This window comes from Xanthomonas phaseoli pv. dieffenbachiae, assembly GCF_008639345.1.
Taxonomy (GTDB): Bacteria; Pseudomonadota; Gammaproteobacteria; order Xanthomonadales; family Xanthomonadaceae; genus Xanthomonas; species Xanthomonas phaseoli.
In genome coordinates, this window is sequence record NZ_CP041380.1 from 547,119 (window position 1) to 567,488 (window position 20,370).

The window sequence follows — 20,370 nt, forward strand, 5'->3', positions numbered from 1 at the left end:
GATGATAGCGGGAGGCCATCCAAATATTTGAGTCAGTCGCCTGAAATTTGCTTGAAAAGTGAACCTGACTCCGCTAGCGCCCAGCCGTGTCTGGCACGTTGATTACTCTTTGGCTCGCTAAAATGAGATTTTGATCATGTATTTAAATTAAATGCTATTTTTATGCTTAAGTTAGGAGGCCATATGCCGCTATCGCATGCGATACGCGCGAAGAGAATTAGATGAGAACGGAATTAGCTTGCAGCGAAGAAAATGACATCATCAACGCGGAACGTGCTTACGAGCTCTATTGGGGGGATATCATCACTGATAAGCGAGCATTTTGCTGCCCAGGCGAGGCCTGTCCAGCACGCTACACCTGCGCGAATTTAGACACGCCTGAGCTGGAACTCAAACAACAGCCGCACTATCGTGTCCAGCGTGGCTACGATACTCACACAGCTGGCTGCCCATTTGAGGGGGATGTCGAAAAAATTGTGGGGTCGGGAGTTGGGAAGGGACGAAAAGCGGACGCGGGTTCGCCGGCACCGGACCGATTTCTCATGAGTCGTCCTGCAGATCACTTTAAAGCCAAAACTGCAATTTCTGGTGGAACCGGCGGACTACGAGGTCATGGTGTTGGGGGCGGAAGTGGTGGACTTCGCAGTAGACGTACAGATTTCTACTCAGTGGCAGCGCTTGTCTCACGATGGACTAAAGCAAGGACCGCCGGAGTAGACGCAGACCAGACGATCCGGGCCGGCGCTAATCAAGCTATCACCTACGAGGAGATGTTCGAGTGTATTTTTTCTAAGCGTCCCCAGCTTAGTGGAAAGGACCGCGTTTATTGGGGGACCGCTTCTATCGCGGAAGAAGAAAAGGGGTTTAGAATTAAATTTCGTGACGCAATTGAGTCCGTTCTGCCTGGGACTAAATTGCCACGAAAGGTTCGTCCTTCGCTAATGGTTTGGAGGGGTGATTTACAGGCTTCAGAGATGAAAAAGTTACACGCAAAGCGTCTGATGCGATTCGCGTCAAGCGGTGAACCTTGTGTAGTCTTTGTGTACGGTGTTCCGTTGGTAACAAAGGGGAAGGATGAGAGTGGTCTCTACGTAGGTTTTAAGGTGAAAAATCTGGATCTTATTGATGTTGAATCAATGGATATATACGAGAGAATTAAGCGTCCGCCTGCCAAGTAGGGGTTTTTAGAATGTGTGACGGGATTTCTTGTTGGGAGCGCCCAGATGACTGTTTAGCGTAAAGTGCTGACGGGCTTCTTCGTGATGGGGGATACAGCTGGATCCTTGATAGGGATTTTGAGGAAATGGATGCAGTAATCAAGCAATTAATACAGGCTGGTGGTCTATCGTTAGCCGTTCCGATTATAATAATTGTGCTAGGAAGCATCCTAGTGAAGGGTGGGTTCAGTCTTCACCGATCGCGGAGCGCAGACCGAAAAGATTTTCTCGATGCGTTCAAGGATATAGAAGGGCGCAGCGACCTATGGCTATGTGTAAGTGTTCGTCATCTGTTTGGGAAATATCTGCCTACAATTTTGATTCGTAAGCTGATGGTTAGTCAGAATCCTGGTAGAGCACTACTTGACGTCTCGGACGGATGGAGCCTTTTTACGTTCGACGTGGCGACATCGCAGGTACATTGGCGTAATCCAAAGAACATCAGTGCGATCACTCGAAAGCGCAAGGTGCTGATGCTAAGTGTGGGGTATTTCTTGCTGGGCTGCCCAGGACTTTTTCTGGCCTACTGGATTGTTACTGGAAAATTGGCTCAGCAGTTCGCAGTCGTAGCTTGGGTCTACGTTGCATTGGCTGCCATCGGCGCAATTACCTGTTTGACCAACGGCGATCAGCTGAAAGATGCTGGTCGAGCTGCAGAGTGGTTGGAAATTGGGGGCTAGAAATTTCGGCCAATATCTATCGATTTCCTTCGGCTGCAGGGAATACGGTTTATCGTAGACCCCTAGATTTTGAAGCGATTTTGCCTGTGCCACTCCAGGTAAGCTTGGTGTGGCCGCAGTTCTAAATCCTTAGGGAGGATGAGGCGACGATCCCTAACGATCAGCCTGTCGAGTTCATCAGGCACTCCTTGTGGCGATACGAGAATGTCGTAGGTTGGAGAGATGGAAATCAAGCCACGGTCGAAGAGCCAGTGGGCAGTTCCTGTGAGCGCGATGCCGTTACGCACCGTGTCCGGGCCATTCGCTTCCACAGGGCGAATATGTGCAGCCTGCACTTCTGGCCTGCCGCCTCCGTTGATTAGCCTCAGGCCAGTGACCGAGCAAGTGTTCTCGTAGGCAATCCTGACATGTCTGCGAAAGGCCACATCTCGGAATGTCCTGTTTGTCAGTCGTTGCACAACGCTTCTCTCTGCATAGAGAGGGGCTTCGTGCTCACTGATCCGGTGCCCTATGGAGTCGATAGCAGAGTCCTGACGCTCCCACGATTCGATCGGGGCGGACATGCCTAGCCTGACAATTGCATCGAACTCTTCGGGGCTGATGCCGCGTACGGACCTTCCGAATGCCCCCTTGTTTGTTGACCCATCTTCCTTCTTCAGCATCGCTTCGTAGTAGTGGCCGTTCTGAGAGAATGGAACTGCACGATCAAATTCTATGAACTCCCCCAGCCGAGCATAGAAGTAATCTTGGTGCATCGGGTCTGGATCGACTGAGAGCAACCGTGCGCAAGCAAAATACGCGCTGCGTCTAGTGGCGCTGTGAGGGCCAGAGGTCCGTCTCGGTTCGTAGTAAATAATCAGATCGCCAAGCGCTGCGTTGACCGCGCGAAGGTAGGTTGAAGGGAAGTGATAGCGCTCCTCAATCCTGTCGTCATATGCAGAACTCTCGGACGCAGTGAAAACGGCATGGGTCATAGTCATCCTCGCTGTGCACCAGGTTAGCAAGTTGATGCTCGAAGATGTGGAGCCAGTTCAAAGCTTCTTTCTTGGCCGCTTGTTTTAGTGGTTGACAAGCTTTCTTTGCCAGATGCAAGCTCCCCAACAAGGAGCGTCGAAACTCCGTACATAGCGGTACCCACCTCCGTCAAACCGGTGGGTTTTTTGTGCCTGCATCGCGCAGGGACAAGCCGATGCAATGCCTGCGTCGGGAGGGCGGCTAATACAGCACCCGCAAGGGGAATACGCCGGCCGGCTCTCTCCGTTTTCGAACCTCCCGGCATCCCGTCGCCGTTGGCGGCGGTTCTTGGGTTGTTCCAGGAACGCGTTGCCATGTCTACCGCACCATCCCTGCCGGCATCTGTGCCGTTTGATTTATTGCCAGCATCCGCTCACCACTTGCGTTGGGATATCGCCGAAGTGCTGCGCCGGCTGGCCGCAGGCGCAGCTTTTGAGCAGGCGAGTGATGATCCCGCGCATCCGCTGAGTCGCCAACTCGATGTGTTGCCGCACACCTTACGCCGCCGGGTCGCACGCAGGGCCGTGGCGCTGCAGCAGCGCGTCGCCGCATCCACCAGCGACTACGCGGAGGCGCCATGACACGTCGCCGCCCACCCACGGTATCTGCCAGCGCACGGCCCACCCCCACGCGTACGCGCCCCGCGCAGCCAAAGCGGGTGCAGTGGGTTGTGGTGGAACCCGACCGCACCAAGCTGCGACCGATGCTGCCGCCCGACCCGGACGCCTCCCCGCAAGGCCCCGGCACGCTACGCGACCCCCGCCGCGCCCGCCGCCCGCGCCAATGCACCGTCAGCTACACCCATTACCCCGGCGCCCACGACCACGCCGGCGACCAGCACGTGCCCCACGTCCGCCTCAGCGGCCTATGGTTGGAACAACTGGGCTTTGCCATCGGCACCAAGCTGCGCATCACCGCCAGCGAAGGGCAGTTGTTGATGGAGGTGTTAGCGCCGGTGGAGGTGCCGCTGCAGCCGCGCAGGGCGCGGCGCTAGATGTTGCCTACGCGGCATGCGAGGCAATTCGTCCACGGGGCATAAGATGCGTGCTGCGTAATAATGTATCTGCTCGATTAGTGGCTTAGGTATAGTGGTCACGCGCCCTCTATCAGGCTTGCGCGCCGACCATGACCACCGAGTAGAGGTAAGTATGCGGATGTTGACTGCGTTCCTTTCAGTTTCTCTTCTATTGCCTAGCTGCAGTGCGGTGTCGGCCACCAAGGTGCGGCACTCCATTGCATATCCCACAGAACTCCAGGGGATGTGGGATCTGGGGCCACAATCCTGCAAGCTACCCTTGAATCCTGATTCTGATTCGCCCATACGCATCGAGAAGACCCGGCTGCGTGGATACGAGCACGAGGAGGTTCCGGTAGCAATCAAGCTTGTTTCCACCGGCCCGCACGCCTGGGTTGTTTCCGCCAAGTCGGACATTGCGCCAGATATAAGAACTGATGACTTGTACATTTTGAAGGGCGATCATCTAGTGATTTCCGACGGTGAATCAGTCAAGCAGTATCGTCGGTGTAAATAATTGAACAAGGTTTTACATGATCAAGGAGAGACGTCATGGCAGATGAAGACGGGAATGTCGTTCAAGCTGCGCCGTACAGGCTGCAGCAGTTTCATAGCCCCAGGCTTGGCAATCAGCGTGTCGAAGATTTCGAGGGTTTGGTCACTCATCATCCCGGAGCAAATGCGCATGCTCAGGTGGTGGACGGCATTCCTGTCAATGTCGAAAACCCGCGTACCCGGTCTTACGGTGTGATTGGCGGGGAAATTCAGGAGCTGGAGACGCGTAGAACTGACGGCGGACCTTCCAGCGCTCTGGGCGCGGATCAGGTGCTATTGACCAAAGATTTTATGCTTGAAGATAGCCGGATCCCGCCAGGTGGCGCTAACGTCCGCGCCGTTGATGTGCCTTCGCCCGTTGCAGGCTATATAGCCCGTGTTGATGCCGACCGGTTTGGTGCAGTAGATATCTACGATCGCAAAGGCGGCGAATTGATCGCGCGCATCTTACATCTGGATCCAGTTGGCGTTTCGGTAGGAGACAGCGTGGAATACGGTCAGTCGCTCGGTACGCAGAGCAACAAGGGGCTGCCTAACGCCGGCAAGCATGTGCATATGGAGATGGATACACGTTACTACCAGCAATCCGAAAACTACATGGAAGACCTCGCGAGCGGGCGTCTATCGGTTGATGCCCAGACACGGATTGGTGGCATCGAGCCGAGGCCAATTGTGGACGACGGCACCATCCGCATTGGCGAATCGTCTGACATCGTGCGGCAGGTGCAGCGCACATTGAATGCAGAGGGATTCCGGGGCGCAGATAACCAGCTGCTTCAGGAGGATGGTGTGTACCGTCTGTCGATGCAGCCGGCTGTCATCAGCTACCAGCAGGCCCGTGGCCTCTCTCCGACGGGAGATATCGATTCCGCGACGTTGCAGCAAATCGCTCCGCGTATATTTCCACCGGAGCTCAATAGGGACGATCACGATGCAGCGCCGACCTATCGAAATATCCATGGTTCCGCGCCCACGCAAGATCCGCTTCATCGCCAGGCAGAAGAAGCCGTTCGCCGCCTTGAGCAAGGGCTCGGTCGAGAGTACGACGATAACAGCGCCCGCCTTGCAGCAAGCAGCGCGTATCTGGCGAAGGAAAACGGGCTATCGCGGATCGATCACGTCGTACTGAGCGAGAACACAAAATCCGTGCGACAGGGCGAAAACGTCTTCGTGGTGGAAGGCGCGTTGAGCGACCCCGCTCACAAGATGGCGCATATGAAACAAGCGACGCGATTGCACAGCCGGTTGAGCAATCCTTGGCACAATTGCAGTCGCTTGGAGAAACGCAGCGTCAACAGCAATCCCAGCAGCAGGAGCAGCAGCGCGAGCAATCGATCGCACCTCAACACCGCATGGTGTGAGGTTTATATGTCTGCCTGGCGTGGGGCTTCCACGCCTCCGCGAGCGGCGCGCTGTGCAAGGCAGGTACGCGGGCTACCAGGCGTGCCCAACGTTTTCGGGGGATGAAGACTACTTCGTGCTGGAAAGCGGGGCTCTGGTCCGTTATCAGAGGTTTGGTGCGGGTGAAAAACGAACTGTTGCCCTGCAGCCTGATAGCGAGGTGCAGCAGATTTCAGCCGAGACATGTACAGACGCGGAGAGCGGCTTTTGAGCACGCTCAGCACAGGATGCTGCACGGTTGGATCTTCAAGCCGCAAACGTTGCAAGAACAACGTCCATGCCAGTGCCGGAGTGCAGTAATGCCCACTAGGTTTGCGCCGTTGGGCGGATGACCAGGCTGCCGATCTCGACATCAGCTGGCTGATCGATCGCATAGGCGATGGCGCGCGCGATGGCTTCTGCGGGCATGCCGCTCGCCTCAGACTGCGCCTGCAGGGTTTGACGCAGCGCCGGGTCGCTCACGGTGTCCAGCAACTCCGATTGCACCATGCCGGGCGAGATCTCGGTGACGCGGATGTGCGGCCCGGATTCCTGGCGCAGCAGGGCCTCGCTGATGGTTCTGACCGCGTTCTTGGTCGCCGCATAGACGCCCATCGTCGGCACGATGCGTAACCCTGCTGTCGAGACCACGTTGATGACATGGCCGCTTTGCTGGCGTCCAAAGATCGGCAGCGCGGCAGCAATGCCGTGGAGTACGCCGCGCAGATTGACATCGATCATCGCGTTCCATGCTTCCACTTGCAGGGCATCGAATCGAGACAGTGGGCTGATGCCGGCATTGTTGACCATGACGTCGAGCCGCCCGAACTGCGAGCAGGCCAGGTCCGCCAAGGCCAGGACTTCCTCGTGCACAGTGACGTCGGTTGGCCGGTAGACCGCCTGTCCGCCGGATAGGGTGATTTGCCTGGCGACCTCGGCAATGCGCGCCTCGCGGCGTGCTCCAAGGACCACCTTGGCGCCGAGTGCGGCCAGGTGAAGTGCCGTGGCCCGGCCCATGCCGCTACCGGCGCCGGTGATGACCACGACCTTGTTTTCGATCGTCATTGCGTGCTCCATGGTGTGGATATGCCACCTACGGTAGCGCTGCGGCTTGGATGCATTATGCTTTGGCAGCCATGATTTCGTCGCAATCGTCCAAGGATGACCCGCTCTCGCAGGTTCTGGCTGCGTTGGGCGCCAGGAGCGCCGGACTCAACCGCCTGGAAGCGCGTGGCGATTGGGCGCTGTCGTTTCCGGAAAAGCATCGGCTCAAGCTGGTCGCGGTGGTACGCGGAGAATGTTGGATCCGTCTTCCACGGCGGGCGCCCACGCGCGTTGTCGAAGGCGATGTGCTGCTGATCGGTAATACGCCCTACGTTGTCGCGAGCGATCCGCAACGCGCGCCTGTCGATGGCGTCTCGCGTTATGCCGGACAGCAGAGCCTGCGCCTGGGCGATGGCGACGACACCGTGCTGCTTGGTGCGGGCATTCTCTTCAGCGGCGAGAACAGTGGCTTTCTGATCGATGCGCTGCCGCGACTCATGAAGATCCAGAGTGTCTCGCCATCCGCCTTGGCCGTGCGCACGGCACTGGATCTGCTCGATGCGGAAATGGGCCGGCATCGGATGGGTAGCGCTCGGGTCGCGTCGTGTCTTTCCGAAGTGCTGGTGGTGGAAGCCATTCGCGCCTACATGCACGCGCATAGACAGGCGCACACAAGCTGGATTGGCGCACTTGGCGATCGCCACATCGGTGCCGCACTCGCGCTGATGCACGGCGATGTCGCTCACGCGTGGACAGTGGCCGGACTGGCCTTGCGCGTGGGCATGTCGCGCTCGGCGTTTTCGTCGCGCTTTTCGCAGAAGGTCGGGCAGGCGCCGCTCCACTACCTGACGCAGTGGCGCATGCTGTTGGCGCACAGGCTGCTTGCTGAAACCGCTCTGGATATCGCCCGCGTTGCCGAGCGCGTCGGCTACCAGTCGCCGAGCGCGTTCGGCCATGCGTTCAAGCGCATGTTCGGGGCGGCCCCCAAGCGCTTGACGAGGCCGAGCGAGACATAGCGCAGCAAGCGGCCGGTTGTGGTGATGATCCGGAGCCTTGTTTGCCTGTCCTGCGGCGCTGATTGGAGAAGCAACCGTTGAAGTAGGTCGTGCGCGCGTCAACGTGTGCGCGTGGCGCATGCTCGGCGGCCGCAACGCCGATGCGAGGCGGCCTCACCGCGCACTGCGCGGCGGTGCAGACAGTGGCCCGCGCATCATCGCAACGCTTGCGGTGCAGTGCGGCCTCATCCATGCGACGCCAACGCACGCTTGGCCCCCCACAGAGGAACTGCCATGTCTAACGAACCGAAACAGGCCCATGCCAGCCATTCGCGCCGTTTGGTGCTACGCACCGCACTGCTGGGTAGTGCGGCCATGATCTGCGCTGGCGCAACGGGCAACGATGCGCGTCCTGCAAGCGCACGGCGCGCCAAGGTGGCCTTCGATGCAGCGCAACTGACGCTATGCATGCTGGTGTTCGAAGGCTTCCAGCTGCTGGATGTGTTCGGGCCGCGGAGATGTTCGGCTATCTTGAAAGGAACGGTGCCAAGCCCCAGCATGGCGGCGACCGCGCTCAAACGGATTCGCGTGCGCGCAGGTGATTGAGCAGCAGGACGTGCTGCACTGGCGGCATCGGCATATCGCGCTGCCCCTGATCCCATTGCTGAAGGAATGGGATTAGATGCCCGCGATGCCAGGCATTTAGACGTGTGCGCGCGTCATTGCGTGCGCGCAGGCGCTCGACCACCGCTGCTACAGCGGCGGCGTCCCCATGTTCCAGATGGTGGAACACGAACGCCAATAATGTGCTGTCGGGACTGGCAAGCAGCACATCCTGGGCGATTGCGCCGGTGCTGTCGCCTTCCTCCATCATGCGCATGACCATATCCAGGTCGTGATCGAAAAACGGCCCGGACAACTGCTGCGCGATCGCATCGAAGTAGCGCGCATCCAGGGTGGGAAGGGCGGCGGCCAGGCGGTCGAGGGCATTGCTCAGCTGCGCATCGCTGTGAGTGGGGTCCAGTCTCCAGCCGCCTTGGTTGCCGACGTCCCCGGGGTTGAGCGTGTGGTTGCCAAGCAGCGGTGCGGCGCGATCGTACACATGCAGATCGTGCAGCTGTGTGGTGGCCGTACGTTGTTGCCAGTCCAGCAGCCGTGCGTGCTGCAGGCCTGCCTGGACGATCAACTCACCGTACGTCGCGTCGTGGGTGGCCCACAGACACTGGCGGCTGCCGTCGCGGTCGCGGGTCCAGCACCATTGGCATTGGGGTTGCTCGGCGACTGCCAGCCAACCTGCCTGCTGCAGCGCGGCGCTCAAACGCTGCTCCACCAGCATCGGGATCAGTTCATGCACGCGTGCCAGCTGGCGGCGGGTCTTTTCGCGTGCGGCCAGCAAGGCGGTGGGCGTGCGCTTGGGCTGCAGGAAGAAGCGCAAGCCGGCGTCTTGCTCGATCTCGCCAGGCGCCTGGCTGTCGCTTGGGCGAGGCAGTGCGAGATCCTCCGGCACGCCACGCCGGCGCTTGAGTCCACGCCGCGCGGCAAGGCCCCGGATCGCCTGCAGGTCGTCGCAGGCCACCAAGCCGTCCAGCGACGGCGACAGGCCGTCCCCGGCGGTGAATGTGGCGTCGAGCCAGCCGTTGACCAGCAGGCCATAGAGGTCGGTGAACAACTCGCCATCGTCGGCCTGATCGGCAAGCGTCAGCACGTCACGGAACAAGGCGGAGACCGGCATGGCGTGGCCGGTTGCCGTCTGCTGGTAGAGCGCAGGTGCGTCTTTTTCCAGGTGCAGATAGCCCGTGCCACGATCGCTCCCCAACCAGCACGATGTCTTGGCAGCCCTCGCTTGGGCGCGCAGCGCTGCATCGTCGATGGCCTCCACCGGCGTGCGCACCAGCACGCCGTGGCGCAGCAACACCTCGTGCATGCGCAACCAGGTCAGGCCGGTGTCGTAGCGCGCCTGCAGGTGAAGCAAGGCGTGGATGAGCGCGGACTGCTGCGCGGCGTCCTGTGCATTACGATCGACCAGGTGGATGGCGCGTTCGATCACATCCTCGATCGCATGCTGCGACATGGGCAACGTCCTTGGCGGGTCAGCGACACTGGGCAATATCGTAGCGGCTCCCGACAATCGATAAACGACTTCGCCGGCCCGAAGCGTTTCGCGAGTGCATGTAAGTCCGTCTCTGGCGCCCGTGTACTCCATCGCTGGTCGGGCGCATGCTGCCGACCACCGTCATCGGTTTAAGCTGCTGCATTGGCGGCTTCAGTGGTGTGTCGTGATGGCGTGAAGGGCGCCTGGTTGCGTGCTGGTGAACGCACCCGCGGGCGCTTGGATCACAGCGCGGCGACGGCCGACCGCCGATCATTGCCTGCATGAATATCGCGAACCAGATCACGGCGCGCACCGTGACCGTCACCTCGGGCGATAGCGGGCGCGCGACTAGCAACGTCAGTGTGGAGCTGTCGGGCCGTCCCGATCCACGGTGGCAATCGTGCTTCCACTTCGTCGTGCAGGGCCGCGATGGCTTCTACATGGAAGGCCGCCCGATCTTCGACCAGTCAAACGTGGAAGGTGTGGTGCGAACCGGGCACGTAGATGCCTTTCGGCACGAATTACCGGAGGTTCTTGCGTTGACCAACACGCTTGCGCGCGCGCAAGCCATCAAGGATGCGGATCGGCGATAGGCTGCAGCCGATGCATGCCGCAGCCGATACGCAGGTGTAATCGGCGCCGCATCGCATTGACGCAGTATTGGTTGGATCCGGGTGCAAATCACCAATCGGTTGGTGCGTAATCCTTCAAGAACTGGCCCCACACATGTTCGCCGGTGTTGAAGCCGTGGATGATCGGGTCGACGATGCGCGCGGCGCCGTCGACGATATCCAGCGGTGGATGAAAGCGTTCCTGCTGGACTTTGAGCGCGGCGATTTCCGCGGGGTCTTCGTCGGTGACCCAGCCGGTGTCCACACTGTTCATATGGATGCCGTCGTTCTGGTAGTCGGCTGCCGAGGTGCGCGTCATCATGTTCAGCGCGGCCTTGGCCATGTTGGTGTGCGGGTGGCGCGTGGTCTTGAAATTGCGGTAGAACTGGCCTTCCATCGCCGAGACGTTGACGATGTGCTTGTCGCGTTCGGGCGTGCGCAGCATCAGCGGCTTGAGCCGCGCATTGATGATGAAGGGCGCGATGGCGTTGACCAGCTGCGTTTCCAACAGCTCCACCGACGGCACTTCGGCCATCAGCAGCCGCCAGGAATTGCGGCCGCGCAGATCGACCTGCTGCAGGTCCTGATCCAGGCGCCCATCAGGAAACAGATGCTGTTGGCCTACCAGCTCGTCGTCCAGCAACGCGATCTGCGAGAGTTCGGCGGCACGGGTGAGGCCGTCGGCGCTGTCGAGCCCACGGCCATGCACCGCGGGCAACGCGGTGGCCGAGGCATCGCGGAGCAACTCAGGAGTGCGCAGGCCTTCGTACTGGCCGACAAGATTGCGCACGGTCTCCGGCAATTCGTGCAATGCGGCGGTTTCGCCGGCCATCATGTGGGCGTAGAACTGCGGCGGGCGACGCACGGTCTGGCAGGCGTTGTTGATGATGAAGTCCAGCCGTTCGCGTGTGGCCAGCAGTTCATTGCAGAACGCTTCCACGCTGGGGGTATGGCGCAGGTCCAACCCGAATACCTGCAGGCGATGACCCCACTGCGCGAAGTCCGGCTCCTGCGCATAGCGCGCGGCCGAATCGCGCGGAAAGCGCGTGGTGACGATCAACTCGGCACCGGCACGCAGCAGCTTCAAACCCGCCTGGTACCCGATCTTGACGCGCCCGCCGGTCAGCAAGGCGACGCGCCCGCGCAGGTCGGCGGTTTCGGTGCGCTTGAAGAAATTCAGCTCCGCACAGGTGCGGCACATCTGGTCGTAGAAGTGATGCAGCTCGGTGAACTTCTGCTTGCACACGTAGCAATGGCGCAGCTCGGGCGAATGCGTGGGCTCCGGCGCGGCAGTAGCGTTTTCGCCGTTGTGGGCATCGTGCAGGCCGGCGGCATGCGGCGGGAAATAGTTCGGCGTGCTGAACACCGGCTTGCGTCGTAGCGCGCGGATACCGCGTTGTTCCAGCAGCGCTTCGGCCTTGCGCACCTTTTCCTGGTGGCGCTCGCGCTCGCGCTGCTTGAGCAACTGACGCCGCGCCTTCGGCTCGGGGTGATAGACCTTGGCCACCACTTGATGCAGCCGCACGCGGTCGGCTTCGGGCAGGGTATCCAGCACGCTGCGGTCGGCGTCGATGGCCTCCAGCACGTCCAGGGCCGCGCGCAGGCGGTCGGTCAGGGGCAGCTCGTCGTTGGGCACGGGTGGGACGTTGGTGTTCAAGGCAGATCCGGAATGGGCGGCTGGCAGCGGAGACAGGATGGCGGCAGCCAGCAGGCGAAGACGATGACAGGAGCGGGCGGGCAGGGCGCCGCTGCGCATGGCCGCTGGCCGGGACGTCGGCAGGCGGGCATTTTCGCCGATTGTGGGCGCTTGGCGCCAATCCGGGCGGCTGAGCGGGTCAGCCAGGCTGCTGGCGCGCGCTTGGCTGGCGCTCTTGGGCGCTGCTTGAGCGACGGGCTGTCGGTGAACGTCCCTCAAGCTGCGCGGAGGATGCGACTGGCCGAATGTTTGGGTAATCTCCCGCCACACCGGCGCGGATTGCCGCCCGGGCTTTCAAGGGGACATCGATGAAGACTTCCATGCTGGCCATCGCGCTGGCCGGCTTGCTGTGTGCGTGCACCGTTGTGTCGCCCGATCCGGGGCAGCAGGCCGTGTTGGTGGATAAGCCCATGCTTTTCGGCAAGGGCGGCATCCGCCTGGACGATGTGCGCGACCCAGGGCGCACTTACACGTGGCTGACCACGTCGGCCACCTATGTGGACGTGACGCCGCAGACCGTGCAGGTGGCGTTCGACGATTTTTCCTCCAGCGACAACATCCTGTTGGACTTTTCCACCCAGATCCAATACAGGATTACTGCGCCGGCGCTGTTGTTGTCCAGGTTCGGGCAGGATTGGTTCAAGAACAATGTTGCCAGCCAGTACGCGTCCATCGTGCGCGACCAGGTCAAGCGCTACGACATGACCAAGATGATGAGCGACCCCGACACCGCCAGGAAGATCGACGATTCGGTGACGCAAAATGTCAGCGCCTTGGTCAAGGAGCAAGGCCTGCCGATCCAGATCCAGAACATCACCCTGGGCCGCGCACGCCCGAATCCGGATGTGTTGCAACAGATGAATCTCACTGCCGCGCAGCAGCAGCGGGTCAAGACCCTGGTGGAAGCGACCACCGCAGAGCGGCAGCGAGAGCAGGAGCAAGAAGCCAAGGCCGACGCAGATAACGCGTATCGCAACCGCATGGGGCTGACGCCGGAGCAATACCTGGCCAGCCAGATCGCCGAGCTCAATGTCGAGGCCTGCAAGAAAGCGCAAGCGTGCTACATGGTGCCGTCGGGAACTGCGGTGATTGCAAGATAGGTGCGTCGTTTGCCTGCCCCAGGCGCAAGCGCAGGGTGATGTCTGCCTGCACTCTTGCACGGTGATCGCCTGCCATGCTCGCACCCCATCGCTGCTCACGCAGCCTGCAACATCGGTGGGCTACGGTCACCTGCGCGTGTCGCGGCGGGAGAAAACACGATGGGTCTGTTGGTCGATGGACAATGGCAAGACAGGTGGTACGACACCAGCAAGAGCGAGGGCCGGTTCGAGCGCTCGCAGTCGCAGTTTCGCAATTGGGTCACGCGCGATGGCAGCGCCGGTCCGCATGGCCAGGGCGGGTTCCAGGCCGCTCCGGGGCGTTACCACCTGTATGTGTCGCTTGCCTGCCCGTGGGCGCATCGCACGCTGATCTTCCGGCGCCTGAAAGGGCTGGAGTCGATGATCGATGTGTCCATCGTGCACTGGCTGATGCGCGAGAACGGCTGGACCTTCGCCGATGGGCCGGGCGTCGTCGGCGACACGGAGCATCACGCGCGGTATCTGTACGAGGTGTACCTCAAGGCCGACCCGCATTACTCGGGCCGGGTCACGGTGCCGGTATTGTGGGACCGCGAACGCAAGACCGTGGTCAGCAACGAGTCGGCCGACATCATCCGCATGTTCAACAGCGCCTTCGACCAGATTGGCGCCGCAGAGGGCGATTTTTACCCGCAGCCGCTGCGCGCGCAGATCGATGCGGTGAACGCGCGTGTCTATGACACCGTCAATAATGGCGTCTACAAGGCGGGCTTTGCGACCACCCAGGCGGCCTATGAAGAGGCGGTGGTGCCGTTGTTCGAAAGCCTGGACTGGCTGGAGGCGCGTTTGCGCACACAACGCTATCTTTGCGGCGACCGGCTCACCGAAGCCGATTGGCGCCTGTTCACCACGCTGGTGCGGTTCGACGCGGTGTACGTCGGGCACTTCAAATGCAATCTGCGGCGCATTGCCGACTACCCGCAGCTGTCTGGATTCTTGCGCGAGCTCTACCAGATGCCGGGCAATGCCGACACCGTGAACTTCCAGCACATCAAGGGTCATTACTACCAGAGCCACGACACCATCAACCCCACCGGTATCGTCCCGAGGGGGCCGCGACTGGATCTGGATGCGCCTCATGGGCGTGGTGGCTGATGCGCATGGTCGACATGGCGCGGCCGGTGCAGTGGCGTATGCTGCGCACCCACGCAATCAATAGGGCGACGTCATGCTCAATCATGTCGTGGTAGGAACGAACGATATCGCGCGTGCGCGAGCGTTCTACGATGCATTGCTGGGAGGCGTCTTCGGTGCGCCTGCGCCGTTCGTCAATCAGGCAGCGAGTGGGCATACGCGCCTGTTCTACCGGCATGCGGGCAGCACCTTTTGTGTGAGCGAGCCGATCAACGACGAACCCGCCAGCCCGGGCAACGGTGCAACGGTTGGCTTCAAGTGCGACTCGCCGGAACAAGTGCAGCACTTCCACGACAGCGCGGTCGCTGCCGGCGGCATCTCCATCGAAAAACCGCCCGGTCTGCGTGAGAGCAGCATGGGTCCGACGTGGTTGGCCTACGTGCGCGACCCCGATGGAAACAAGCTGTGTGCGATCTATCGCCCGGCGTGAACGTGGCGTGTGGCGCAGTTTGTCGCAGGCATCGCTGGCTGGTTGGTGACCCGCGCGCTCAAGATGGCGCCCAAGCGCTGTGCGGCCATGGCCTGCGCAACCAGTGGCAGGCCGTTAGGCACCGCGCGTGAGCCAATGGAGATGCGTTATCGCTTGGCCGCATCGCGCATGATCAGCGTCGCCGCACCCACCGTGATCGCGTCTTCGACGACGCCGGTGCTGGTTTGGCCATAGCGCTCGATCGCGTGCATCCGCGCATTGAAGGTGAGATAAGCGGCGGCAACCGCGGTCGTCGCGCCAAGTAGCGCAGCGATGCCACGTTGTTGGCGCGGCGCCAATGCCGTGCCGACGATCACACCGGTGGCAATGCGGGCGATCATGCCAGGCAGCACGATGCGGTCGGGAGCGGTCTTCATCTTGTCGCCGGCCAGCTCGCCGCCAGCCAATGCCAGCATGCCGGCCGACGCCAGTGGATTGGCGAGCAAGGCGGGCGCGCCATTGTCGGCAGGCAGCTTGCCGGTGCGTGCAGCATTGGCGACGGCGGCCAGCGGCGTCATCGAGCGCATGCCGGCAACGGCGCTCATCAGGATGGAGTGGATCAAAGCCATGTGCACCTCTGCATGTGCTCGACCATCGCAGGCGAGATGCCTGCGCGTGGCACGCTGTTGTCGATCTGCGCAGACTAGGGCGGGGCGTGTGTGGGAGTTGGCAAGATGTTGTGCACGCCGCGCATCGGTTGTGCTCGCATGCCGGTGGCTGCCGCGGGCAACACGCTGCCGCAGCAACGTGTGGTGTTGGTGGCTCACCTCTGAGCTGCATGCCATCGCCTTGGCGCTTCAATCTCCAGGCGGTACGCCTTGCGTCAGCGCCCGCCCAGGTCGGCCGCCTTGCGCCCGAGTAGCACCTTCAAGCCGTGGGTGATGCCAAGTGGCCCGATGTTCCGGTGATCCTCATCGTGGAAATCTCAAGCGTGAGATGCAACGACGGATCGCCACGCGCCCGCAACGCATGCGCCATGTTCTGGTGTCGATGACGCTGTCTTCGTCTGGCGATAGCGTGCTTGTTCGTACTCGCCGATGTGCATGCACACCGGGGCCGGCAAATCGCCATGCGCGGCGGCAAAGGTTTTTCCTGCGCCGCGATGGCATGTTCGCCATGCCAATCCGACGGGCTGCCCAGGATGTCGCCGGAAACATGTTCGGGCTGCTCAACAGGCGAGGTGATCCGCACCGAGCAACAAGATCGGCACAGAGCCTTCAGTTCAGCCGCCCGATCGCACTTAACGCAGGTGTCTTGGCGATGTCGTTCGGGTTGGTGCCTGGCATGTCTTGTGGCACGGGCATGCCCTTGCTGCGGTAGAAATCGATCCAGTACGGTGAGATCTTGCCGGTCTGCAGGTTCTTGAAGTTCATCGGTTGCAGGGCAAACACGTGATGCGCGCGGAAGGCGCGCTCGATGAAATCCGAGCAGTAATAGCTGTTGTCGTTCTGCACGTAAGTATCGTTATACGGCTTGCCGAGCATGCGCCGTGCCTGGGCGATGGCATCGGGAATCGCAGGGCGATGCGCGCGGCCCAGCCGGTACACGACGATCTGCCGCTGCTTGGCGGTGGCCTCGTCGATGAATGCCTGCAGTGGTTGCTCGCGCGAGCCGTGCTCGTCGGCGTGCAGGACCACTGCCGCATCGCCTGCATACGCCACCAGCGCGACATGGTCGAAACTGGGTTGGCCCTGTACGCCAGTTGCATCGTCGATGGCGCCACTGAGGCCGGTGCGCGCCGCGGTGACGAACAGCAGATCGCCATCGTGCACCTTCAGAGCCAGCGCCGTGGCGGGCAGTAGGGCGATGAGCAGTAACAACAGCGGTGCGATGCGCATGATGCGAGGCTTCATGACAAAGGGGCCGACATTATCGCTTGCATGTGGGCTTGGGGCGCCAACCGACGCGTGGTCCGCTTGTCGTCACCCACATCGAGCACCGACATGCAGGTGCTTGCCAGTCCTTGGGCCTGGGTTTTGCTGATGCGGGCTGTAGACTGGCCATGCCAGCGGGCGTCGCCGTCGCCATCGCGTCGCGGCAACCCTGTCCGTCTGGAGTGTTGTATGCGTGTGTCTTCTGCGTTGTCGCCGATCGGCCGGCTGTTTGCGTTGGCTGCATTTTTCGAAGGGCTGACCTGGGCCGGATTATTAGAGCTGCTAACAAAACGTAGCGAGCAGCCGTCAGGTGGGCGCGGACGGCGCGCAGGAACCGCAGTGTACGAGTGGTACATGCCGATTCCGAGCACCGGCCGCGCCCGCCTGGCGGCTGCGCAGTAGCTTTGGTAGCTGCTCTTAGTCGGCATGTTTCTGAAGTACTGGCTGCACAGCACCGAGCTTGTGGTCTGGGTGTTGGGGCGCCTGCATGGCGCGGCGTTCCTGTTCTATGTCGCGGTCAGTCTGATTGCCGCCTTGCGGTTGCGCTGGCCGTGGTGGGCATGGGTGTTGAGTCTGCTGGCGGCGTTGCCACCGCTGGTGACCGGTGCCGCTGGAGATGTGGTTCCGGCGTATTGGCTTGCTGGGCCAGCGACAACCTGCGCACTGATCCATTGCGCGCTCGGCGCGCACAGCATCCTTCCAGCACGTTGGCCGGTGACGCTGGCCAAGCGGATCAAGCTGCCGGTGTTTCTTGCGGCCGGTGGCAAGGAGGAGCACGCCGATCGAACACACCAAATGGGTGGGGCGGGCACTCAAGGGTGCCGGCGTGCCGGCGGAATCTCTGTACTTCCCCAAGAAGGGCCACGGGTTCTACACCGAGCCGCATCGACGCGGGGAACCCACGCGCGTGCTGGCGTTTTTGAGTAGACAAGCGAGTGGCAGCACGGCCAAGCCTGTGGCCGCCGTGTCATCCGGGTCTGCCCGGATGACACGTGTGGTCCGGCAACTTGGCGCGGTGACGCATTAGCCACGGACATGGCGCAGCATCGGCCGCCGCACCCTGCACGCCGCTCAATTGGCCGGCATCGGCTTCATCTGGTACTGCGCCGGCGGGGTCGCACCGAGCAGGTACTGCACGAAGTAATCCCAGCGACGGCGGGTGACGTACGGGGTGAGATCGCCGTAGCCGTGCTTGGCGTTGGGCAGCATCAGCATGTCGAAGTCCTTGTTGGCCTTGATCAAGGCATCGGCCACCAGCAAGGTGAGGTACGGCGGCACGTTGTCGTCCAGGGTACCGTGCACCAGCATCAGCCGGCCCTTGAGTTTGCTGGCGTGGTTGGCGTTGGCCTGATCGTCGTAGTTGGAAGTGCCATCCTTGTTGACGATGTGCTCGCCGTGATACTTCTCGGCCCAATCGTCTTCGTAGCCGCGATTGTCGTGGTTGCCGCTTTCCGACCAGGCGACCTTGAAGAAATCCGGATAGCGCAGCATCGCGCCGGTCGAGGCGTTGCCGCCGCCGGAATGGCCCCAGATGCCGACGCGATCCAGATCGATCCAGGGATAGCGCCGACCCAGCTCCTTCAAGCCGGCGACCTGGTCGGGCAAGGTGTTGTCGCCCATGTCGGCGTACCAGGTGTCGTGGAAGGTCTTGGAGCGCCACGGCGTGCCCATGCCATCGATGGCGACCACGATGAAGCCCAGTTCGGCCAGCGACTGGTTGTCGCCGTGGCCGGCCAGGAAGCTGCGCCCGCGCACCGAGCCGGTTTGCGGGCCCGGGTAGACGTAGTCGATGACCGGATACGTGCGCGTGGGGTCGAAGTTGCTGGGCTTGAACATCAATCCGTACAGCGTGGTCTTGCCGTCGCGTGCCTTTACCGTGATCGGTTCCGGCGGTACCCAGCCGGCCGCCTTGAGGCGCGTGATATCGGCGGTGGCCATCGCGCTCACAGTGCGGCCGTCGCCGGCGTCGCGCAGCAACGTGACCGGCGGCGTGACCGAGGTGGAATAGGTGTCGACAAAGCGTGCGCCATCGGGCGACAGCGCGATGCTGTGATTGGCCGGTTCGGGCGTGAGCAACACCGGCTCGCCGCCATCCAGGCTGACTTTCCACAGCTGCTGGTAGTACGGGTCCACGCCTGCGCTGCGGCCGACGCCGACAAACCATGCGGTACGCGTGACCGGGTCCACGCGCAACAATTCGGTGACGTTGCCTTCGCCGGTGGTGATGGCGCGCTTGGGCTTGCCGGTGGCCAGATCGTAGAGATACAGCTGGCCCCAATCGCTGCGTTCGGAGAACCACACGGCCTCGTTGCTGGCCGGCAGGTACGCCCAGTTGGCGGCGACTTGGCCGCTTTCGTAATAGGTCTTGACGGTTTCGTCGAAGGCTGTGCGCACCGCGCCCGTGCCGGCATAGGCAATGCGCAACCAGGTCTGCTTGTGGAAGCGCGAGGTGGAGGCGAACGCCAGCGTCTTGCTGTCCGGTGCCCACTTCACGTCGTCCCACAAGCCGGGCGAGCAACTCACATCGTCGCACAGCGTGGAGCGATGTTGGTCCGACGGTGTTTTCAGGCGCAGCACGCTGCGGGTGGGCACGTCGATGATGACGCGCTCGATCATGGTCACGTCCTTGTCGCCGGCCAGCGGATATTTCCAGGCCTGCAGCTCCGGATGGCCAAGCTTGGTGCTGACCAGGTACATGTCGCCGGTCTTGCGCTGGTCCTGCTGGAAGGTGGCGATCTTGCGGGAGTCCGGCGACCACGCCACGATGGCATTGTCGGTGTGCTGCCAGCCGGCGTTATCGGTGGCGTAACCGAAGTTCTCCACGCCATCGTGGGTGAGCTGGGTTTCCTGGCCACTGGCAAGATCGCGCACCCACAGGTTCCAGTCGCGGATGAAGGCTTCGCTGCGCTTGTCCGGCGACAGCACGCCCGGTTCCGCTTTGTCCTTGGCGTACAGCTTGCTGCAACGCGCACGCGCATCGCAGACCACGGCGGTGTCGCGCACGGTGAGGCGGTAGCGACCATCGGCGGTGCGCTTGACCACCGGTGCGAAGGTGTCGGCCTTGAGCGGCTTGTCGCCGGTCTTCAACAGCGTGTTGAGCGAAGCGACCAGCGCCGCCTGTTTGAAGAGCGGTGCGGTCTTGCCGGTGCTGGTGTCCAGCTGCAGCAGCCGGTTGCCCTTGGCATCGTGATCGACATACACCACGTGCGTGGCGTCCAGCCAGTCGATGCGGGTGAGGGCATGGTCGACCAGCGGCTGTGCGGCGTAGCTGATCAGCCGTTCGGCGCGCGCGTAGTCGGCCTCGGTGACGGCAGGGGCTTGCGCGCTGGCAAGTGCCGGCAGGGCGGCCAGGGCGATGGCGACGAACAGGTGCCGCGGCGGCAGCGGGGTGGTGGGCATGAAGACTCTCCGGGACGAAAGGAGCGCGCAATGCGGTCGGCGCGACCGTGCGATGC

The 20,370-nt window shown here is 61.8% G+C and carries 17 protein-coding genes, 1 other RNA gene and 7 pseudogenes; 15 read left to right on the forward strand and 10 right to left on the reverse strand.

Annotation, left to right across the window (positions count from 1 at the left end; all coding sequences use genetic code 11):
* Positions 1 to 221: 221 nt before the first annotated feature.
* The gene (locus FLG15_RS02525) at positions 222 to 1,178 is read left to right on the forward strand and encodes a hypothetical protein (RefSeq protein WP_150145479.1); all 957 of its coding nucleotides are present in this window, start codon (positions 222 to 224) and stop codon (positions 1,176 to 1,178) included.
* Positions 1,179 to 1,303: 125 nt separating this feature from the next.
* Positions 1,304 to 1,897 carry a hypothetical protein gene (locus tag FLG15_RS02530; RefSeq protein ID WP_139790910.1) on the forward strand — a complete coding sequence of 198 codons (594 nt, stop codon included), beginning with the start codon at positions 1,304 to 1,306 and terminating at the stop codon, positions 1,895 to 1,897.
* Positions 1,898 to 1,959: 62 nt separating this feature from the next.
* Here the strand turns inward: FLG15_RS02530 and FLG15_RS02535 are convergent, their stop codons facing one another.
* Positions 1,960 to 2,871, reverse strand: a complete 912-nt coding sequence (locus FLG15_RS02535; protein ID WP_150145481.1) for an HNH endonuclease — start codon at positions 2,869 to 2,871, stop codon at positions 1,960 to 1,962.
* Between the two features lie 354 nt (positions 2,872 to 3,225).
* Between FLG15_RS02535 and FLG15_RS02545 the strand changes: the two genes are divergently transcribed.
* From FLG15_RS02545 to FLG15_RS02555, 4 genes and pseudogenes are all read left to right on the forward strand, one after another.
* Positions 3,226 to 3,492: a hypothetical protein gene (locus tag FLG15_RS02545; protein WP_237377078.1), complete on the forward strand. Its 267-nt coding sequence runs from the start codon at positions 3,226 to 3,228 to the stop codon at positions 3,490 to 3,492.
* On the forward strand, positions 3,489 to 3,905 hold the full coding sequence (locus tag FLG15_RS02550; RefSeq protein ID WP_057679142.1) for a SymE family type I addiction module toxin: 417 nt from the start codon (positions 3,489 to 3,491) through the stop codon (positions 3,903 to 3,905). Before FLG15_RS02545 ends, FLG15_RS02550 begins: the two co-directional genes overlap by 4 nt.
* Before the next feature lie 867 nt (positions 3,906 to 4,772).
* A pseudogene (locus tag FLG15_RS23755) lies at positions 4,773 to 4,994 on the forward strand (XVIPCD domain-containing protein); the annotation flags it as partial.
* Between the two features lie 42 nt (positions 4,995 to 5,036).
* Positions 5,037 to 5,842, forward strand: a pseudogene (locus tag FLG15_RS02555) (XVIPCD domain-containing protein).
* Positions 5,843 to 6,188: 346 nt separating this feature from the next.
* Here the strand turns inward: FLG15_RS02555 and FLG15_RS02565 are convergent.
* Positions 6,189 to 6,926 carry an SDR family oxidoreductase gene (locus tag FLG15_RS02565; RefSeq protein WP_150145483.1) on the reverse strand — a complete coding sequence of 246 codons (738 nt, stop codon included), beginning with the start codon at positions 6,924 to 6,926 and terminating at the stop codon, positions 6,189 to 6,191.
* Positions 6,927 to 6,976: 50 nt separating this feature from the next.
* Between FLG15_RS02565 and FLG15_RS02570 the strand changes: the two genes are divergently transcribed.
* Together FLG15_RS02570 and FLG15_RS02575 are read left to right on the forward strand one after the other, a co-directional pair.
* On the forward strand, positions 6,977 to 7,921 hold the full coding sequence (locus FLG15_RS02570) for an AraC family transcriptional regulator (protein ID WP_057679140.1): 945 nt from the start codon (positions 6,977 to 6,979) through the stop codon (positions 7,919 to 7,921).
* A 273-nt stretch (positions 7,922 to 8,194) separates the two neighbouring features.
* A complete protein-coding gene (locus FLG15_RS02575) occupies positions 8,195 to 8,506 on the forward strand; it encodes a hypothetical protein (RefSeq protein ID WP_150145485.1) in 312 nt (103 codons plus the stop codon).
* Here the strand turns inward: FLG15_RS02575 and FLG15_RS02580 are convergent.
* Positions 8,475 to 8,819 (reverse strand): hypothetical protein, encoded by a 345-nt coding sequence (locus FLG15_RS02580; RefSeq protein WP_150147543.1) that lies wholly within the window; start codon positions 8,817 to 8,819, stop codon positions 8,475 to 8,477. The two genes, FLG15_RS02575 and FLG15_RS02580, sit on opposite strands and share 32 nt — an antisense overlap.
* Positions 8,820 to 8,861: 42 nt before the next feature.
* Positions 8,862 to 9,971: pseudogene (locus FLG15_RS02585) on the reverse strand (hypothetical protein); the annotation flags it as partial.
* Between the two features lie 302 nt (positions 9,972 to 10,273).
* Between FLG15_RS02585 and FLG15_RS02590 the strand changes: the two are divergent.
* Entirely contained in the window at positions 10,274 to 10,585 is a 312-nt protein-coding gene (locus FLG15_RS02590; RefSeq protein ID WP_057679138.1) for a hypothetical protein, read from the forward strand.
* A gap of 88 nt (positions 10,586 to 10,673) precedes the next feature.
* Here FLG15_RS02590 and FLG15_RS02595 read toward each other — a convergent pair whose 3' ends face one another.
* Positions 10,674 to 12,260 (reverse strand): SDR family NAD(P)-dependent oxidoreductase, encoded by a 1,587-nt coding sequence (locus FLG15_RS02595; RefSeq protein WP_150145487.1) that lies wholly within the window; start codon positions 12,258 to 12,260, stop codon positions 10,674 to 10,676.
* A gap of 359 nt (positions 12,261 to 12,619) precedes the next feature.
* Here FLG15_RS02595 and FLG15_RS02600 point away from each other — a divergent pair, with 359 nt between their 5' ends.
* The 3 genes from FLG15_RS02600 (at position 12,620) to FLG15_RS02610 (ending at position 15,002) form a co-directional block, all read left to right on the forward strand.
* Positions 12,620 to 13,399 carry an SPFH domain-containing protein gene (locus FLG15_RS02600; protein ID WP_057679137.1) on the forward strand — a complete coding sequence of 260 codons (780 nt, stop codon included), beginning with the start codon at positions 12,620 to 12,622 and terminating at the stop codon, positions 13,397 to 13,399.
* Between the two features lie 159 nt (positions 13,400 to 13,558).
* A complete protein-coding gene (locus tag FLG15_RS02605) occupies positions 13,559 to 14,533 on the forward strand; it encodes a glutathione S-transferase family protein (protein ID WP_057679136.1) in 975 nt (324 codons plus the stop codon).
* Between the two features lie 73 nt (positions 14,534 to 14,606).
* Positions 14,607 to 15,002 carry a VOC family protein gene (locus FLG15_RS02610; protein ID WP_057679135.1) on the forward strand — a complete coding sequence of 132 codons (396 nt, stop codon included), beginning with the start codon at positions 14,607 to 14,609 and terminating at the stop codon, positions 15,000 to 15,002.
* Positions 15,003 to 15,148: 146 nt separating this feature from the next.
* Here the strand turns inward: FLG15_RS02610 and FLG15_RS02615 are convergent, their stop codons facing one another.
* From FLG15_RS02615 to FLG15_RS02620, 3 genes and pseudogenes are all read right to left on the reverse strand, one after another.
* On the reverse strand, positions 15,149 to 15,610 hold the full coding sequence (locus tag FLG15_RS02615; RefSeq protein ID WP_057679134.1) for a DUF4126 family protein: 462 nt from the start codon (positions 15,608 to 15,610) through the stop codon (positions 15,149 to 15,151).
* Positions 15,611 to 15,864: 254 nt separating this feature from the next.
* Positions 15,865 to 16,228: pseudogene (locus tag FLG15_RS23315) on the reverse strand (alpha/beta hydrolase); the annotation flags it as partial.
* Positions 16,229 to 16,258: 30 nt separating this feature from the next.
* Positions 16,259 to 16,894 carry a YiiX/YebB-like N1pC/P60 family cysteine hydrolase gene (locus tag FLG15_RS02620; protein ID WP_150145489.1) on the reverse strand — a complete coding sequence of 212 codons (636 nt, stop codon included), beginning with the start codon at positions 16,892 to 16,894 and terminating at the stop codon, positions 16,259 to 16,261.
* A gap of 210 nt (positions 16,895 to 17,104) precedes the next feature.
* On the opposite strand from FLG15_RS02620, the pseudogene FLG15_RS23745 reads away from it, so the two are divergent.
* Positions 17,105 to 17,185 (forward strand): annotated as a pseudogene (locus FLG15_RS23745) (DUF3817 domain-containing protein); the annotation flags it as partial.
* Positions 17,186 to 17,195: 10 nt separating this feature from the next.
* Here FLG15_RS23745 and FLG15_RS02625 read toward each other — a convergent pair.
* Positions 17,196 to 17,271: non-coding RNA, sX9 sRNA (locus FLG15_RS02625), on the reverse strand.
* Between the two features lie 55 nt (positions 17,272 to 17,326).
* Between FLG15_RS02625 and FLG15_RS02630 the strand changes: the two are divergent.
* Together FLG15_RS02630 and FLG15_RS02635 are read left to right on the forward strand one after the other, a co-directional pair.
* Positions 17,327 to 17,582, forward strand: a pseudogene (locus FLG15_RS02630) (DUF3817 domain-containing protein).
* Between the two features lie 47 nt (positions 17,583 to 17,629).
* Positions 17,630 to 17,942, forward strand: a pseudogene (locus FLG15_RS02635) (alpha/beta hydrolase family protein).
* Between the two features lie 44 nt (positions 17,943 to 17,986).
* Here FLG15_RS02635 and FLG15_RS02640 read toward each other — a convergent pair.
* Positions 17,987 to 20,314, reverse strand: coding sequence for a S9 family peptidase (locus FLG15_RS02640; RefSeq protein WP_057680122.1), 2,328 nt, complete (start codon positions 20,312 to 20,314; stop codon positions 17,987 to 17,989).
* Positions 20,315 to 20,370: the final 56 nt, after the last annotated feature.

Coding starts and splice junctions, on each gene's coding strand:
- FLG15_RS02525 (WP_150145479.1), top strand. CDS start 222: ATGAGAACGGAATTAGCTTGCAGCGAAGAAAATGACATCATCAACGCG.
- FLG15_RS02610 (WP_057679135.1), top strand. CDS start 14,607: ATGCTCAATCATGTCGTGGTAGGAACGAACGATATCGCGCGTGCGCGA.
- FLG15_RS02550 (WP_057679142.1), top strand. CDS start 3,489: ATGACACGTCGCCGCCCACCCACGGTATCTGCCAGCGCACGGCCCACC.
- FLG15_RS02600 (WP_057679137.1), top strand. CDS start 12,620: ATGCTGGCCATCGCGCTGGCCGGCTTGCTGTGTGCGTGCACCGTTGTG.
- FLG15_RS02615 (WP_057679134.1), bottom strand. CDS start 15,610: ATGGCTTTGATCCACTCCATCCTGATGAGCGCCGTTGCCGGCATGCGC.
- FLG15_RS02620 (WP_150145489.1), bottom strand. CDS start 16,894: ATGAAGCCTCGCATCATGCGCATCGCACCGCTGTTGTTACTGCTCATC.
- FLG15_RS02640 (WP_057680122.1), bottom strand. CDS start 20,314: ATGCCCACCACCCCGCTGCCGCCGCGGCACCTGTTCGTCGCCATCGCC.
- FLG15_RS02530 (WP_139790910.1), top strand. CDS start 1,304: ATGGATGCAGTAATCAAGCAATTAATACAGGCTGGTGGTCTATCGTTA.
- FLG15_RS02605 (WP_057679136.1), top strand. CDS start 13,559: ATGGGTCTGTTGGTCGATGGACAATGGCAAGACAGGTGGTACGACACC.
- FLG15_RS02535 (WP_150145481.1), bottom strand. CDS start 2,871: ATGACCCATGCCGTTTTCACTGCGTCCGAGAGTTCTGCATATGACGAC.
- FLG15_RS02570 (WP_057679140.1), top strand. CDS start 6,977: ATGCATTATGCTTTGGCAGCCATGATTTCGTCGCAATCGTCCAAGGAT.
- FLG15_RS02590 (WP_057679138.1), top strand. CDS start 10,274: ATGAATATCGCGAACCAGATCACGGCGCGCACCGTGACCGTCACCTCG.
- FLG15_RS02545 (WP_237377078.1), top strand. CDS start 3,226: ATGTCTACCGCACCATCCCTGCCGGCATCTGTGCCGTTTGATTTATTG.
- FLG15_RS02575 (WP_150145485.1), top strand. CDS start 8,195: ATGTCTAACGAACCGAAACAGGCCCATGCCAGCCATTCGCGCCGTTTG.
- FLG15_RS02565 (WP_150145483.1), bottom strand. CDS start 6,926: ATGACGATCGAAAACAAGGTCGTGGTCATCACCGGCGCCGGTAGCGGC.